Annotated in this window: 14 protein-coding genes; 10 read left to right on the top strand and 4 right to left on the bottom strand. The window is 70.7% G+C overall.

The features are described from left to right. Positions 1-144: 144 nt before the first annotated feature. A complete protein-coding gene (locus IH68_RS0104875) occupies positions 145-915 on the top strand; it encodes a rhomboid-like protein (protein WP_030928854.1) in 771 nt (256 codons plus the stop codon). Between the two features lie 280 nt (positions 916-1,195). Then, positions 1,196-3,610, top strand: a complete 2,415-nt coding sequence (gene lon / locus IH68_RS0104870; RefSeq protein ID WP_030928851.1) for an endopeptidase La — start codon at positions 1,196-1,198, stop codon at positions 3,608-3,610. A gap of 265 nt (positions 3,611-3,875) precedes the next feature. Here the strand turns inward: lon and IH68_RS0104865 are convergent, their stop codons facing one another. Beyond that, on the bottom strand, positions 3,876-4,700 hold the full coding sequence (locus IH68_RS0104865; protein WP_030928847.1) for a lysozyme: 825 nt from the start codon (positions 4,698-4,700) through the stop codon (positions 3,876-3,878). Between the two features lie 235 nt (positions 4,701-4,935). Here IH68_RS0104865 and IH68_RS0104860 point away from each other — a divergent pair, with 235 nt between their 5' ends. Beyond that, positions 4,936-5,427 carry a MarR family winged helix-turn-helix transcriptional regulator gene (locus IH68_RS0104860; protein WP_030928844.1) on the top strand — a complete coding sequence of 164 codons (492 nt, stop codon included), beginning with the start codon at positions 4,936-4,938 and terminating at the stop codon, positions 5,425-5,427. An 11-nt stretch (positions 5,428-5,438) separates the two neighbouring features. Here the strand turns inward: IH68_RS0104860 and IH68_RS0104855 are convergent, their stop codons facing one another. Continuing rightward, positions 5,439-6,137, bottom strand: coding sequence for a sensor histidine kinase (locus tag IH68_RS0104855; protein WP_078912361.1), 699 nt, complete (start codon positions 6,135-6,137; stop codon positions 5,439-5,441). Between the two features lie 143 nt (positions 6,138-6,280). On the opposite strand from IH68_RS0104855, the gene IH68_RS0104850 reads away from it, so the two are divergent. Continuing rightward, positions 6,281-7,114, top strand: a complete 834-nt coding sequence (locus tag IH68_RS0104850) for a helix-turn-helix domain-containing protein (RefSeq protein WP_078912317.1) — start codon at positions 6,281-6,283, stop codon at positions 7,112-7,114. Then, the gene (locus IH68_RS0104845) at positions 7,111-7,308 is read left to right on the top strand and encodes a DUF397 domain-containing protein (protein ID WP_030928835.1); all 198 of its coding nucleotides are present in this window, start codon (positions 7,111-7,113) and stop codon (positions 7,306-7,308) included. Before IH68_RS0104850 ends, IH68_RS0104845 begins: the two co-directional genes overlap by 4 nt. A gap of 1 nt (position 7,309) precedes the next feature. On the opposite strand, the gene IH68_RS0104840 is transcribed toward IH68_RS0104845, so the two are convergent. Next, the gene (locus IH68_RS0104840; RefSeq protein ID WP_030928832.1) at positions 7,310-8,098 is read right to left on the bottom strand and encodes a protein phosphatase 2C domain-containing protein; all 789 of its coding nucleotides are present in this window, start codon (positions 8,096-8,098) and stop codon (positions 7,310-7,312) included. A 377-nt stretch (positions 8,099-8,475) separates the two neighbouring features. Between IH68_RS0104840 and IH68_RS0104835 the strand changes: the two genes are divergently transcribed. Genes IH68_RS0104835 through IH68_RS0104815 form a run of 5 tightly spaced genes read left to right on the top strand, consistent with a single transcriptional unit; the run spans position 8,476 to position 14,053 of the window. Then, complete coding sequence (locus IH68_RS0104835) at positions 8,476-11,238, top strand: nitrate- and nitrite sensing domain-containing protein (RefSeq protein ID WP_037884574.1); 2,763 nt, start codon at positions 8,476-8,478, stop codon at positions 11,236-11,238. Next, on the top strand, positions 11,235-11,738 hold the full coding sequence (locus IH68_RS0104830) for a roadblock/LC7 domain-containing protein (protein ID WP_030928826.1): 504 nt from the start codon (positions 11,235-11,237) through the stop codon (positions 11,736-11,738). The genes IH68_RS0104835 and IH68_RS0104830 overlap by 4 nt, the downstream gene beginning before the upstream one ends. Next, entirely contained in the window at positions 11,735-12,145 is a 411-nt protein-coding gene (locus tag IH68_RS0104825) for a DUF742 domain-containing protein (protein ID WP_030928824.1), read from the top strand. Before IH68_RS0104830 ends, IH68_RS0104825 begins: the two co-directional genes overlap by 4 nt. Next, positions 12,126-12,752, top strand: a complete 627-nt coding sequence (locus tag IH68_RS0104820; protein WP_030928821.1) for a GTP-binding protein — start codon at positions 12,126-12,128, stop codon at positions 12,750-12,752. Before IH68_RS0104825 ends, IH68_RS0104820 begins: the two co-directional genes overlap by 20 nt. 50 nt (positions 12,753-12,802) lie before the next feature. After that, complete coding sequence (locus tag IH68_RS0104815) at positions 12,803-14,053, top strand: styrene monooxygenase/indole monooxygenase family protein (protein WP_030928818.1); 1,251 nt, start codon at positions 12,803-12,805, stop codon at positions 14,051-14,053. Here the strand turns inward: IH68_RS0104815 and IH68_RS0104810 are convergent. Next, the gene (locus IH68_RS0104810) at positions 14,050-15,102 is read right to left on the bottom strand and encodes a C40 family peptidase (RefSeq protein WP_030928814.1); all 1,053 of its coding nucleotides are present in this window, start codon (positions 15,100-15,102) and stop codon (positions 14,050-14,052) included. The genes IH68_RS0104815 and IH68_RS0104810 overlap by 4 nt on opposite strands. Positions 15,103-15,206: the final 104 nt, after the last annotated feature.

Raw genomic sequence — 15,206 nt, 5'->3', positions numbered from 1 at the left:
AAACCCATTCAGGAAGCGGGGGTTGTCCTCTGATGCAGGAAAAGCATGAGAGGTTGCTGTGAATCGCCTCTCGCGTGGCGTCGGTCACAGACAGGGACCCCTGTGGTTGCGAAGGGTGGGGCGCAACGGAAGGAGCGCCGCAACGTGGAACCCATCGCGACGGCCGACAACGAATCCTCGGTCGCGCCCCTTCCCGACGTGTCCGAACTCCTCGACGGTATGCCGCGTCAGCGTGGCGCGGCCACCGTCGTCGGACCGGCCGTGCAGGTGCCCGTCCCCGCGGCCCGCACCCTCCGCCCCTGGCGCCTTCTGCCGACCCCCACCGGTACGCCGTTCACCTTCGCCTACGCGGCGGTCCTGGCCCTCACCTCACTGTTCGCCACGTACGCCGCTCCGTCCCTCGTAGTCACCCTGTACCAGGCCTCCAGCACGGACGTCGCGCACCTCGTGCAGACGCCCGTGCTGGTGCTGCTCGCCAGCGCGCTGTGGATCGCGGGCGGGGTCGCGTCGCCGTACGCGATCTGTTTCCTGCTCGTCCTGACGGCGCTGGAGCGGCGGATAGGCGGTGCGCGCACCGCAGTCGTCTTCCTGCTCGGCCATGTCCTGGCCACACTCGCGACCGAGGTTCCCGTGGGCCTGGCCGTGCTCGTCGGCCACCTCCCCGACAGCTCCCTGCACCGCCTCGACTACGGCATCAGCTTCGGCGTCGCCGCCAGCGTCGGCGCCCTGGCCGGGCTGCTCACGCCCTGGCTGCGCTGGCCGGTGCTGGTCCTGTTCGGCAGCATGCTGGTCGAGGACCTGATCGAGTTCACGGACCCGATGACCAACTGGGGCCATCTGATCTCGCTGGCCATAGGCATCGCGACCTGGCCGATGATCCGCCGCTGGTACCGGACGGCCATGGCGACCGCCTAGCTGCCGCTCCCTGCGGATTCTTTTCGCTTCGCCCGGCGTTGTCCTCTCCAGCCAGGCCGCGCGTTGTCTTCTCCAGCCCGTCCGGCCTTGTCTTTCAGCCCGTCCGGCGTTTGAGGACGAGGCCCCTTCAGGGCCGAAAGCGGGGGTCTGGGGGCTGCAAGCCCCCAGCAACGCCCACTTCACCGCCGTGATCGCTGACAGCGAACGGGGCCCCGGGAACATTCGCGGAGCGCCACGCATTGAGTCGGCATAACTCAACTTGACTGCCGGAGGGTAGATCATGGCTTCGACGTCCACACCGCTCACCCTGCCCGTGCTGCCGCTCGACGACGAGGTCGTGCTGCCCGGCATGGTGGTTCCGCTGGACCTGAACGACACCGACGTACGCGCCGCGGTGGAGGCCGCCCAGGCCGCCGCCCGCTCCGAGCCGGGAAAGCCCAGGGTCCTGCTGGTGCCACGCATCGACGGCACATACCCCGGCACCGGGGTGCTCGGCACGGTCGAGCAGGTCGGCCGGCTCGCCGACGGTGACCCGGGCGCCCTGATCCGCGGCCGCGGCCGCGTGCGCATCGGCGCCGGCACCACCGGCCCGGGTGCGGCGCTGTGGGTCGAGGGGACGAGGATCGACGAGAGCGTGCCCGAGCCGCTGCCCGGTCACGTCACCGAACTGGTCAAGGAGTACAAGGCCCTTGCCACCGCCTGGCTCCGCAAGCGCGGCGCCTGGCAGGTGGTCGACCGGGTGCAGGCCATCGACGATGTCTCCGCCCTGGCCGACAACTCCGGTTACTCGCCCTTCCTGACCACCGATCAGAAGATCGAGCTGCTGGAGACCGCCGACCCGGTCGCCCGCCTCAAGCTCGCCACCCAGCACCTGCGCGACCACCTCGCCGAGCAGGATGTCGCCGAGACCATCGCCAAGGACGTCCAGGAGGGCGTCGACAAACAGCAGCGGGAGTTCCTGCTGCGCCGTCAGCTCGAAGCCGTACGCAAGGAACTGCGTGAGCTCAACGGCGAGCAGGACGGCGAGGAGTCCGACGACTACCGCGCCCGCGTGGAGGCCGCCGACCTGCCGGAGAAGGTGCGCGAGGCGGCGCTCAAGGAGGTCGACAAGCTGGAGCGGTCCAGCGACCAGTCCCCCGAGGGCTCCTGGATCCGCACCTGGCTGGACACCGTCCTCGAACTCCCCTGGAACGAGCGCACCGAGGACGCGTACGACATCCAGGGCGCCAAGGCGATCCTCGACGCCGAGCACGCCGGCCTGGAGGACGTGAAGGAGCGCATCACCGAGTACCTGGCAGTGCGCAAGCGCCGCAGCGAGCGCGGCCTCGGTGTCGTGGGCGGCCGGCGCGGCGGTGCCGTACTGGCTCTCGTCGGCCCGCCCGGTGTCGGCAAGACCTCCCTCGGGGAGTCCGTCGCGCACGCCATGGGCCGCAAGTTCGTCCGCGTCGCCCTCGGCGGCGTCCGTGACGAGGCCGAGATCCGCGGCCACCGCCGTACGTACGTCGGTGCCCTGCCCGGCCGTGTCGTCCGCGCCATCAAGGAGGCCGGTTCGATGAACCCGGTCGTCCTGCTGGACGAGATCGACAAGGTGGGCTCGGACTTCCGCGGCGACCCCGCGGCCGCCCTCCTCGAGGTCCTGGACCCGGCGCAGAACCACACCTTCCGCGACCACTACCTGGAGGTCGAACTCGACCTGAGCGACGTCGTCTTCCTCGCCACGGCGAACGTCCTGGAGGCCATCCCGGAGGCCCTGCTCGACCGTATGGAGCTGGTCCGCCTGGACGGCTACACCGAGGACGAGAAGGTCGTCATCGCCCGCGACCACCTGCTGCCGCGTCAGCTGGAGCGCGCGGGACTGCAGTCCGACGAGGTCGCTGTCGACGAGGGCGCGCTGCGCAAGCTCGCCGGCGAGTACACGCGCGAGGCGGGCGTCCGCACCCTGGAACGCTCGATCGCCCGGCTGCTCCGCAAGGTCGCGGCGCAGCACGAACTGGGCGACCGGGAGCTGCCGTTCACCATCACGGACGGCGACCTGCGCGACCTGATCGGACGGCCGCACCACGTGCCCGAGTCCGCCCAGGACCCGGCGGAGCGCCGTACGGCGGTCCCGGGCGTGGCGACGGGTCTCGCGGTCACCGGCGCGGGCGGCGACGTCCTCTTCGTGGAGGCGTCCCTGGCCGACCCGGAGACGGGCGCGGCGGGCCTGACCCTGACTGGCCAGCTGGGTGACGTGATGAAGGAGTCGGCGCAGATCGCGCTGAGCTTCCTGCGCAGCCACGGCGCCGAACTGGAGCTGCCGGTCGCGGACCTGAAGGACCGTGGAGTGCACATCCACTTCCCGGCGGGCGCGGTCCCGAAGGACGGCCCCAGCGCGGGCGTCACGATGACGACGGCCCTGGCGTCCCTCCTGTCCGGCCGCCTGGTCCGCACGGACGTGGCGATGACCGGCGAGGTCTCGCTGACCGGCCGTGTCCTGCCCATCGGCGGCGTGAAGCAGAAGCTGCTCGCCGCACACCGGGCGGGCGTCACCACGGTGATCATCCCCAAGCGCAACGAAGCCGACCTGGACGACGTCCCCGCGGAGGTGCTGGACAAGCTCGACGTCCACGCCGTGACCGACGTCCGCCAGGTCCTGGAACTGGCCCTCGCGCCCGCCACGAGCGACGCGAAGCCGGAGGTTCCGGTGGCGGCGTGACGGACGCCATCGGATAGGGGAGGCCCGGGTCCCGTGAGGGAGGCCCGGGCCTTCGCCGTACCTACGTGCTGAGGGTCAGCCGTTGGCCAGTGCCTGCACTCGATCCAGCGCTCCGTTGCTGCATGTCCCGGGGGGCGACTCCCGGACCCGCGGCCGGGGCGGGGTGGTGCTAGCCGTTGGCCAAGGCCTGCACCCGATCCAGCGCTCCGTTGCTGCATGTCCCGGGGGGCGACCCCCGGACCCCCGGCCGGGGGGGGGGGTGGTGCTAGCCGTTGGCCAAGGCCTGCACCCGATCCAGCGCTCCGTTGAACCTGTCGTGGTCCCCGACGGTCGGGCCGGACGACGTGTACTGCCACATCGTGTAGTAGCCCCAGCCCGCCGGCAGCGTCCCGGCGTCCGACGCGTACCGCGCGATCCACAACGGGTGGGCCGAGGCGAATCCCGCGTAGTTCCCCGTGCAGTCGCTCCACCAGCTCGTCGCCGTGTAGATCACGGCGTCCCGCCCCGTGCGCGCCTTGTACGTGTTCAGGAAGTCGGCGATCCAGCCGACCATCGCGCTCGCCGACTTGCCGTAGCACTCGGCGCCGTACGGGTTCCACTCGATGTCGAGGGTGCCGGGCAGGGTCTTGCCGTCCTTGGACCAGCCGCCGCCGTGGTCGACGAAGTAGTTCGCCTGGGTCGCGCCGCTGGTGGTGTCGGGGGTGGCGAAGTGGTACGCGCCGCGGATCATGCCGACGTTGTACGAGCCGTTGTACTGCTGGGCGAAGTACGGGTTCGTGTAGTACGTGCCTTCGGTCGCCTTCGTGTAGGCCCACTTGACCCCGCTGCTCCACAGGGTCGACCAGGCGACGTTGCCCTGGTGGGCGGAGACGTCGACACCCTCCGTCTGGGTGACGGCGGTGGGGGAAGGGGTGCCGCGCCGGCCGTCGTGGGCGAGGACGCCCATGCCCATGTGGGCAGAGCCGCGGGCGGGCCCGTCAGCGGCGGAGGCCGGGACGGCGAAGGGCAGGGCGAGGGAGAGGGCGGCGAGCAGGAGTCCGGCGCGGAAGAGGCGCCGGGGGCGAACCGATCCGGGTCTGTGCACGGGCATAGCGTGCCTCCGAAGGCTCGGTGATGCTCGGTGAGGAAGCGCTGAAGTGCCGAGGTGCCGCCGGCGTGGGCAAGCCGGTCATTGCCTGGTAAGGAAGCTACGCACGTCGAAGAGCGGGTGGGAAGGGGGCCCGGAGGCTGCCGTTGGTCTAGCCCTGCGAAATACTTGTGGAGCTGCGGCAATGACGGGGTCTGGCGGAAACTTTCAGGATCGGGAAACCGAGGCAGGGGCTGACGTGCACGAAGGCGGAAACCGGGACGAGCGCCGACTTCCGGCTCAGACGTCACCGAGTGGCGCGGACCAGGAGTACCTGTCCCTGGAGCGCGAACTGACGGTTCTGCTGCGGCGCGCCCGGGCCAGCCAGGGCGAGATGGCCCGCGAGGTCCACCCCGACCTGGAGTCCGCCGCGTACGGCCTCCTCGTACGCCTCGACGAGCACGACCGCCTGCGCGCCACCGAGCTCGCCGCGTACATCGGCGTGGGCAAGGCCACCATGTCCCGCCAGCTGCGCGCCCTGGAGGACCTGGGCCTGGTGGCCCGCGAACCCGACCCGGCGGACGGTCGGGCCTGGCTGGTCCGTCTCACCGAGGAGGGGCACCGCCGGGTGAGCAAGGTCCGTGACGCCCGGCGGGCGCGCTACGTCAGCCAGCTGGCCCACTGGGACCGGCGCGAGGTGGCGGAACTGGCGCGGCTGCTGGGGGAGTTGAACCGGAACATGGAGAAGTAGGCCGACGCCGGTCACCCTGCCGTCCTCAGGTGCCGGCGCAGCCGCCTCCGATGAGGTGCAGGGGCGCCTCCGCGCCCCCCGTCGGGATGGTTGCGGAAGGTGAGAGGGGCGCTGAGCAGCCGGGCCTGTCCAGCGGCGATGGTCAGGCCGAGGCCCGTTCCCGCGGACCCGCCGCCGGTGCGGAATCGCTGCGGACCGGTGGTGGTGAGGACGGTCAGCAGGCCGGGCGGGACGCCGGGACCGTGGTCGCGGACCCGGACGACCGGTCCGTCGCCGTGCCGGCCCCGCTCGAAGTCCACCTCGACCGTCACCGGCGGGGCACCATGACGAAGCGCGTTGGCGACCAGGTTGGTGAGCATCCGCTCCACGCGCCGCGGATCGGTCTCCGCGAGCGCGTCCGTGACGATCCGTACCTCGACCATGCCCTCCGCCCCGTCGAGCCCGGCGACCGCACGCCGGGCCATCGCGCTGACCTGCCGGGTTTCGGTCTCCACCGGCACCGCGTCGGCGTCGAGTCGGGCGACCTCCAGGACGTCCTCGACGAGGCCGCGCAGCTTGTGCACCCCGCCCGTCACCAGGTCGACGGCCGGGCCGGCCGGGAGCAGGCCGGTCGCGGTCATCATGGCCGCGACCGGTGTGCGCAGTTCGTGCGCGATGTCGGCGGTCACCCGTCGCTCGGCCTCCAGCCGGGCGCCGAGAGCGTCGGCCATGGTGTTCACGGATGCCGCCAGGGCCGGCGGTCCGGTCTCCTGCCCGACCTGACCCGGCGTATGACGGAGGCCGGGTAGGCGGGCGCCTGGTGAATTTCACCGTCCGTGCCCGACCGGCTCCGAAGCGTGCCTATCCTCGAAGGATGCCTCAGCCGAAGAATCTGGACCCCGCCTCCATGAAGGAGTTCTACGGCGCCGAGCTCCGGCGGCGACGTGAGGACGCGGGGCTGTCGCAGTCCGGGCTCGGAGACCTCGTGTTCTGCTCGGGGGCGTACATCGGGTACCTGGAAATGGCCGCCCGCAGCCCGCAGTTGGACATGTCCGAGCAGATCGACTCCGTCCTGAAGACCGATGGGTTCTTCCGGAGGCTGTGCGGGGCCGTTCTCAATGCGTCCAAGTTCGCGGGTTATTTCGCGGCCGCAGCCGAGCTGGAGCAACGGGCCCTGGCCATCTGCGATTTCGCCACCACCGTCGTGCCGGGGCTTCTGCAGACCCCCGTCTTCACGCGGGCCTTCATCCGTTCGCTCCGGCCCCTGGTGGACGAGCAGGAGATCGAGCAGATCGTCGGCGCACGGCAGGAGCGGGCTCGGGCTCTGCTCAAGAACCCCCTGGAACCTGAGCTGTGGTTCGTCATTCACGAGGCCGTGCTGCGCACTCAGGTCGGCGGAACCGACGTGATGCGCGAACAACTGGAACACATCGCCGACGTCTCCCGGACCCATCAGGCAGTCATCCAGATCCTGCCCTTCTCGGCCGGGATGACTCCCCTCATGTACGGCCCGATGAGGGTCATGACCTTCGCCGAGGAACCGTCCGCCGCCTACACGGAGACCGCCCACACCGGGCAGTTGATCGAGGATCCGACCGTAGTCGCGAGCGTCGCCAAGTCTTACGATCTGGCCAGGGCCGCAGCCATGTCCCCGGAAGCGTCCCTGGCCTTTATCGATCGGCTACTCGCGGAGGACTTCACACCATGAACAGCACGCACGACCTGCGGTCCGCTTGCTGGCGCAAGTCCTCGTACAGCAACGCGGAAGGCGGAGAGTGCGTCGAGGTCGCCGACAACTTCCCCGGTGTCATACCCGTCCGCGACAGCAAGGTCCCCGACGGCCCGATCCTGCTGGTGTCGGCCGCAGCCTGGACCTCCTTCATCCACGCAGCCGCCAAGTAGGTCACAGCCCGACGTACACAACCGTCGCGTCGTCATGCGTCTTGCTGCGCCGCAGATACCTCCGCTCCTCCGCATCCGCCCGCTCCAGCTCGCGCACGCGGTCCACCAACGCCTGCGCTCCCTCCTTCCGTACGAACCGGAAGCAGTCCGTCCAGTCGCCCTCCCGGAACTTCTCCACCCATCGCGTGGCCCCGTCCGTGAGGGCGAGCAGCGCCCGCACGTCGCCCCGTGGCAGCACCCCCGTCACCGCCCGCCCCGCCACCGACGGATCCGCGGCCGCCGTGAAGAAGCCGCCTTCCTTGTTGCGGAGGGTGGAGTCCACCAGGGCGTCGGTGGCCAGGGAGGACCGGGGCAGCTTGGACAGGCGGTCGTCCAGGAGGGACGCGACCACGCCGTCGGGGGACTCCACCAGCAGCGCCGAGTCCGACAGGACCAGGTACTCGACCCTCTCCACACCCCACCGCGCCACCACCACCGTTGCCTGTGGGGTGCGTGGGTGAGAAAGGTCACAGGTCGCGGCATGGGCTTCGGTCGTACGCGCGATGGCGCGGGCCAGCGCCTCCTGCAGCGGAACATCCGGGAGGGAAACGGTCAGTTCGGTCAGGGCTCCGCCGAGGCGGGCCGTGTACCAAGGGACCGAATGCAGACAGCCCGTCCCGCCGCGCGGTGGCGTCACTCCGTCCAGGACGACGAGGGTGCCGCCCTGGCCGGAAGCGGGCAGTGCGGCCGCGGCGAAGTCCTCGTTGGGGTAGGCCGGATCACCGGGCTCCGAGACAAGTTCCGTATGCATTCGGCCAGTCTGCACGACGTCTTCACAAGGTTCGCCAAAGCCTGGCATCGGTCGCGGAATTGACGCACTCGCGCAGGTCAGGTGCCCTGTTTGGGGTGGAATCCGTTGTTCCGGGAAGCCGTGGCGGCGAATACTGCCACCGCCCGGCGCGGACGTCCAACCGGCCTGCCGCACGGGGCCGCTGAACGCTTCCCAGGAACTTGCTCGCCAACTCCCCTCCGATGTTCACTCCTTCGGGTGGCGGGTCAGGTGATGCTCGTCCACTGCCCACCGGCACTGGGAGGGTCGGCACCGTACTGGGAGTACGCACGGTCGACGTCAGTTGACGGAGCGTCACCCGGGCCCATGAGTATCACGAGTCAGGAATGCGAGCACCGGTGCAGAAGACGCGGCCTCGTCGCACAGGCAAGCAGACGGATCCCGCAGCGGGCGTGGAGGGCACGCCCGGCAGCACCGGCACCACCACCGGCAAGGGCCGGCCCACGCATGTACGCAACCGGCTCGTCGTCGCCGTGGCCGTGGTGGCCGCCGCGATAGCCGGGGCCGGTGTCCCTTCCGTCCTCACCGCCTCCGGGCAGCTCAGCGACTCCCAGGACCTGGTGACGCTCGCCGGGCAGACCCAGGACGCCCTGGCCCTTGCTCATTCGCTCGCCGACGAGCGGGACGAGGTGACGTCCTACATCGCCGCCGGGCGGCCCAAGTCCAAGGCGCCCTCCGAGCAGCGCAGCGCCCGCGTCGACCGGCAGGTCGAGGAGCTCCGGGAGAACCCCGACACACCCGCCTCCCTCCGCAGCGACCTTGACGGCATCGCCGCGCTGCGCCGCTCCGCGCTCACCGGCAAGAGCGACGCCCTGCAGACGCACGACGCCTACTCCGCCGCCATCACCGAACTGCACGGGCTCGCCGAGCAGCTGGCGCAGCAGATGCCGCCCCGCGCCGGATCGGGCGCCTATGCCCTCGCCGAGCTGGACTCGGCCGTGCAGCAGGCCGCCGCCGCCCGCGGCCTGCTCCTCGCGGCGCTCAACGTGCCCAGGACCACCCAGACGGTTATCAGCCCGGTCACCGGACTGCCGACCACGGTCACCTCCTCCTCGGCCGCCGACACCAAGCAGCGGGGCGCGTTGACCGCCGCCGCCCAGCAGGCCCGGCTGCGCTCCGACGCGGCCCTCGCCGACTTCCACGACACGGCGACCAAGGCCGCCCGGACCTCGTACGACTCCACGGTCACCGGCCCCGAGGTCAACTCCGCCGAGAAGTACCTGGCCGCCCTCACCGACCAGCCGACGTTCTCCGAATCCGAACTCGGCACCAGCGCCTCGAAGGTCGACGCCGCTCTCTCCGCCCGTATCGACGCGATGCGCGGCGCGGAGTCCGCCCTCTACGACCGCCGCACCAAGGAGCTGGCCCAGCTGCGCGACGACGACGTCAGCGCGCTGGAGCTCCGTATCGCCGTCCTCGGCGCCCTGATGCTGCTCGCCGTCGGCATCGCCACGGCGATGGCCCGCACCCTCACCCGGCCGCTCTCCGTCCTGCGCCGCGGCTCGGCCCGGCTCGCCGAGGCGGCGGACCCCGCCGCCGAGGAACCGGTCACCTTCACCGGCCGCAACGATGAGTTCGCGCAGGTCGTCCGCTCCGTCAACGCCCTGCACGCGCACGCCGCCGCCCTGGGCGAGCGCATCGTCACGCTGGAGGCCGACCGCAAGCACCTGGTCGGCCAGCGCCAGAACATGGCGGACGCCCGTGAGGAGCTGCGCGCCGAACTCGCCGAATCCGCAGCCCAGTTGGAGCGGCTGCGCGAGAGCATCGGCGGCACGTTCGTGAACCTCTCCCTGCGCACCCTCGGCCTGGTCGAGCGCCAGCTCGCCGTCATCGAGAGCCTGGAGGAGCGCGAACAGGACCCGGAGCGCCTCGCCACCCTCTTCAAGCTCGACCACTTCGCGACGGTCATGCGCCGCCACAGCGAGAACCTCCTGGTCCTCGCCGGCACCGAGCACGTCCAGCAGAGCGCGCACCCCGTCCCGCTCGTCGACGTCGTCCGCGCGGCGGTCAGCGAGATCGAGCGCTACGAGCGCGTCCGCATCGCCGTGCTGCCGCCGCACGCGCACGTGGCGGGCTTCGCCGCGGACGACCTCTCCCACCTCCTGGCCGAACTGATGGAGAACGCCACTTCGTTCTCCCCGCCGGACCTGCCCGTCGAGGTCTCCGGCTGGCTCCTGGAGAACGGCGAGGTCATGCTCTCCGTCCAGGACGAGGGCATCGGCATGACCGCCGAACGCCTGACCCGCCTCAACACCCGCCTCGCCGAGTTCGACCCCGAGTCCCCCTACGACCAGGAGGGCGAGGAGGGCCTGGGCCTCGGCCTCTACGTCGTCGCCCGCCTCGCCCACCGCCACGGCGTCCGCGTCCAGCTGCGCGAGCAGAAGCAGGGCGGCGTCGCGGCGGTGGTGGTCCTCCCGAACCCCCTGCTGGCGCCGGCCCCGTCCGCCGCGGTCCCGTCGTCGTCCGCCCCCGCGACCGGCGGCACGCTCACGTTCTCCCTCCCGGGAGCGGACGCGGAGGCCAACTCCAACGAACTTCACGGCCGCCCGAAGACGACCGACCCGCTGGTGGAACTGGCGGAGAGGGCGGTACGCCACCACTCCACGGACGGTGAGCAGCACGAGGCGACCCCGGCCGAAACCACGATGGAGCTCCTGATCCCGGAGCAGGCGACGGCCCCGGAGCAGGAGCAGACCCACGACGGGCCCGCGGCCGCCGACGGCGGGGAACCCCCACAGGGGCCACCGGCACCCGACGACGAAGGTAGTACGGGTGGTGCGGGTGGGAACATCCACGCCGAAGGCGAAGCCGAGGCGGAACACACCCGCGCACCGGACGAGGAGCACCTCACAGACAAGGGCCTGCCCAAGCGCACCCCCAAGATCACCGCCCCCGCCCCAGCCGCAGCGCAGCGCCCCCGCACCGTGGACGCGGAAGCCCTCCGCAGGAGACTCGGCGGCTTCCGCACAGGCGCCCAGGCCGGCTACCGCGCCGTAGAAGCGGAGATCGCCGAACAGACCGCCCAGAACCAGCTGCCGGGCACCGCACCAGCCGTATCCGAAGAAACCACGGGGGGCACTGTCGAGGAGGCAAGCAGTTGACCGCGCCCAGTACCTTCGGACTGAGCAGTGAAGCCCGCAACCTGCACTGGCTGCTGACGAACCTGGTCGAGGAGGTGCCGGGCATCCAGTCAGTAGCGGTCGTCTCCTCGGACGGCCTGCTCCTGCTCTCCTCCGACCCCGGCCGCAACGACGAGGCCCGTCAGACCCGGGACACGAAGCCCACGGGCCCCCGGGGCTCCTCCGCCGATCTGGCCGCCGTCGTCTCCGGCATCGGCAGCCTCACCATCGGCGCGGCCAGGCTGATGGAATCCGGCCCCGTGAAGCACACGATGGTCGCGATGGAGGAGGGCAGCCTGTTCGTGATGTCGATCAGCGACGGCAGCCTGCTCGGCGTGCACGGCTCCGCGGACTGCGACATGAGCGTGGTGGCGTACCACATGGCCCTGTTCGTGGGCCGCGCCGGCCACGTCCTGACGCCCGAACTCCGCAGCGAGCTACGAAAATCCCTGGAGTCGGAGTCCGCCGGGAGCCACCGATGAGCAGTTCGCCCAAGAAGCTTCCCGTCCGCGGCGGCGACCGCAGGTCGGCCCGCGTGCGCCCCTACTCGCTCACCGGCGGCCGTACCCGCTTCGGCCACGTCCTCCTCGTGGAGACGTTCGTGGCCGCGCTCGACGCCCCCGAGGAGCGCAAGGAACTCACGAACGGTTCCCTCAGCACCCGGGTCATGCCCGAGATGCAGGCCATTGTCGAACTGTGCCGCCGTATGCGCACGGTGGCCGAGATCGCAGCACTGCTGAAGATGCCGCTGGGCGTGGTCCGCGTGCTGCTCAGCGACCTCGCGGACCAGGGCAGGATCCGCGTGTACGGAACAGGTACCGGTCACGGCACGGGCCGTCCGGACCGCGCACTGCTCGAAAGGGTGCTGAATGGACTCCGTCGCCTTTAGAGACACCGCCTTCGCGGACACCGACGAGGATCTGAAGTCCTGGCAGACGGACCGCACCCGTGCCCCGATCGCGACGAAGATAGTCGTGGCGGGCGGCTTCGGTGTCGGCAAGACGACCCTGGTCACCGCCGTCTCGGAGATCACGCCCCTGCAGACCGAGGCGCTGATGACCGAGGCGAGCGAGGAGACCGACGACCTCACCGCCACACCGGGCAAGCTGACCACCACCGTGGCCATGGACTTCGGCCGTCTCACGCTCGACGACGACCTGGTGCTCTATCTGTTCGGCACACCGGGCCAGCAGCGGTTCTGGTTCATGTGGGACGACCTGGTGCGCGGCGCGATCGGTGCGGTCGTCATGGCCGACACCCGCCGCCTCAAGGACTGCTTCCCCGCGCTGGACTACTTCGAGAGCTGCGGACTGCCGTACGTCGTCGCGGTCAACCATTTCGACGGCAGCGAGCTGTTCGAACCGGAGGACGTGCGGGAGGCGTTGACGATCCCGGCGCACATACCTGTAATGATCATGGACGCGCGCCGCCGGATCTCGGTGATCGAGACCCTGCTGTCCCTGGTGGGCCACGCGCTGGACGTCACCCCCGAGTAGCCTCCCCCCGGCCGCCCCCCAGCAGTCCCCGAGTAGGAGAACAGCCCCGCATGCGGAAGATACTCGTCGTAGGAGCCGGCCAGTCCGGTCTCCAGATCGCCCTCGGACTCCAGTCGCACGGGTACGAGGTCACCCTGATGTCGAACCGGACGGCGGACGAGATCCGCTCCGGCCGGGTCATGTCGACGCAGTGCATGTTCCACACGGCACTGCAGCACGAGCGCGATCTCCAGCTGAACTTCTGGGAGTCCCAGGCCCCGAAGATCGAAGGACTCGGCGTCTCGGTCGCGGCCCCCGGCTCGCACGACCCGGGCCCGACGCAGCGTGCGATCGACTGGGTGGGGAGGCTCGACGGGTATGCGCAGTCGGTGGACCAGCGGGTGAAGATGGCCGGCTGGATGGAGACCTTCGCACAGCGCGGCGGCCAGCTGGTCATCCACGGCGCGGCGGTCTCCGACCTCGACTACTTCTCCCGTACGTACGACCTGGTGCTCGTCTCGGCGGGCAAGGGCGAGCTGGTGTCCATGTTCGGCCGGGACGCCTCCCGTTCGCCGTACGCCGAGCCGCAGCGCGCCCTCGCCGTCTCGTACGTCCACGGTCTGGGCCCCCGCCCCGAGCACCCCGACCACGAGGCGGTCCGCTGCAACCTGGTGCCGGGTGTGGGCGAGCTGTTCGTCATGCCGACGCTCACCACCTCCGGCCGCGCGGACATCCTCTTCTGGGAGGGCATACCCGGCGGCCCGCTCGACGTCTTCAACGGCGTCAAGGACCCGGCGGAGCACCTCTCCCTGACCCTGGAACTCATGGAGAAGTTCACGCCCTGGGAGTTCGAGCGGGCCAAGTCGGTGGAACTGACCGACGCAGGCGGCGTGCTGGCCGGCCGTTACGCCCCCACCGTGCGCAACCCCATCGGCCGGCTGCCCGGCGGCGGACTGGTCCTCGGCGTCGCGGACGTCGTCGTCGCCAACGACCCGATCACCGGTCAGGGCTCCAACTCGGCCTCCAAGTGCGCCGCTTCGTACCTCGCCTCGATCCTGGAGAACGGCGAGAAGGAGTTCGACGAGACCTGGATGCAGGCCACGTTCGACCGCTACTGGGACACCGCCCAGCACGTCACCAAGTGGACGAACGCGATGCTCGCCCCGCCGCCGGAGCACATCCTCAACCTGATCGGCGCGGCCGGCCAGCTGCAGCCGGTCGCCGACCGCTTCGCCAACGGCTTCAACGACCCGTCCGACTACGAGAACTTCTTCTACGAGCCCGAGAAGACCGCTGCCTACCTCGCGGAAGTGACCGGCTAGGCGCCCTTGGGGCGCTGGTCCGGACGCACGGCTCCCAGGATCGGGTACGACGCGACCGGCGAGACCTTGACCGTCTCGCCCGTCCGCGGCGCCTGGATCATCATGCCCTCGCCCAGGTACATCGCCACATGCGTGGCATCCGGGAAGTAGATCACGAGGTCGCCCGGGCGCAGCTTCTTCAGCGGGATCCGCGGCAGCCGTGCCCACTGCTCCTGGCTGGTGCGGGGGATCGGCGTACCGGCCCTGGCCCAGGCCTGAGAGGTCAGACCCGAGCAGTCGTACGACTTCGGGCCCTCCGCCCCCCACCGGTACGGCTTACCGATCTGCCGCACCGCGTACCCGAGGGCCCGGTCACCCTTCCGTGAGGGACGGCGTTCGCCGCTCAGCACGCCGGACGCCATGAGCCGCTGCTGCGCCGCGTCGGTGCCCTTCTTCTCCAACTCGCCGAGCGCGGCCAGCTGTCCGGGTGTGAGGGAGGCGAGCAGCTTCTCGACGTCCTTCAGGCGCGCCTGAACGTCGTCGCGGTCCTTCTTCTGCCGTTCGGCGAGGGTGATTTGACCGTCGAGGGCCTTTCGCGCCGCGCGGTCCAGCTCGCCGGCCTGCTTCTCACTCGCGGTCAGCCGGCCGACCGCCTCGACCCGCTCCCGCGCCAACTGGCCGATCACATGCCCCTCGTCGAGCGCCTGCTGCGGATTGCGGGCGAGCAGCAGGCGTACATACGCGGAGATCTCGGTGCTGCCCTGGTACTGCTGTCTGGCCAGGCGGCCCGCAGCCACCCGGCTGTCGTGCAGCGAGCGGCGGGCCAAGGCCAGTTCGCGGTCGAGGCGGGCCACTTCCGCGCGCTGCTTCGTCAGCTTCTCCGCGGTGCCGTTGTAGGCCTCGGTGGCCTTCTCGGCCTCCCGGTACAGCCGCTGAAGGTCCGTCAGCTGCGCGGCGACGGTACGCCCGCCGGGCTCCGGCCCGGGCGCGGCCGCGGCGGGCGGCGGTACGAGGAGAGCGCCGGCGGCCATCGCCACCGTACAGACCAGGCGCAGCAGCTTTCCTGACACATCATCACCTCCGGTGCGGGGCAGCCCCTCTGCTCCGCACAGTCAGGTGTTGACGTCTCTACGGCGAAAGACCCGCCGCGTGTGCGCTGATCAGCGCAACCTCG

The sequence above is a fragment of the Streptomyces sp. NRRL S-646 genome (assembly GCF_000720765.1).
In the GTDB taxonomy this organism is placed as follows: Bacteria; Actinomycetota; Actinomycetes; order Streptomycetales; family Streptomycetaceae; genus Streptomyces.
This window is presented reverse-complemented; position numbering and strand designations above follow the sequence as displayed.

Coding starts and splice junctions, on each gene's coding strand:
- IH68_RS0104840 (WP_030928832.1), bottom strand. CDS start 8,098: ATGCATACGGAACTTGTCTCGGAGCCCGGTGATCCGGCCTACCCCAAC.
- IH68_RS0104865 (WP_030928847.1), bottom strand. CDS start 4,700: ATGCCCGTGCACAGACCCGGATCGGTTCGCCCCCGGCGCCTCTTCCGC.
- IH68_RS0104855 (WP_078912361.1), bottom strand. CDS start 6,137: ATGGCCGACGCTCTCGGCGCCCGGCTGGAGGCCGAGCGACGGGTGACC.
- IH68_RS0104815 (WP_030928818.1), top strand. CDS start 12,803: ATGCGGAAGATACTCGTCGTAGGAGCCGGCCAGTCCGGTCTCCAGATC.
- IH68_RS0104820 (WP_030928821.1), top strand. CDS start 12,126: ATGGACTCCGTCGCCTTTAGAGACACCGCCTTCGCGGACACCGACGAG.
- IH68_RS0104825 (WP_030928824.1), top strand. CDS start 11,735: ATGAGCAGTTCGCCCAAGAAGCTTCCCGTCCGCGGCGGCGACCGCAGG.
- lon (WP_030928851.1), top strand. CDS start 1,196: ATGGCTTCGACGTCCACACCGCTCACCCTGCCCGTGCTGCCGCTCGAC.
- IH68_RS0104850 (WP_078912317.1), top strand. CDS start 6,281: ATGCCTCAGCCGAAGAATCTGGACCCCGCCTCCATGAAGGAGTTCTAC.
- IH68_RS0104845 (WP_030928835.1), top strand. CDS start 7,111: ATGAACAGCACGCACGACCTGCGGTCCGCTTGCTGGCGCAAGTCCTCG.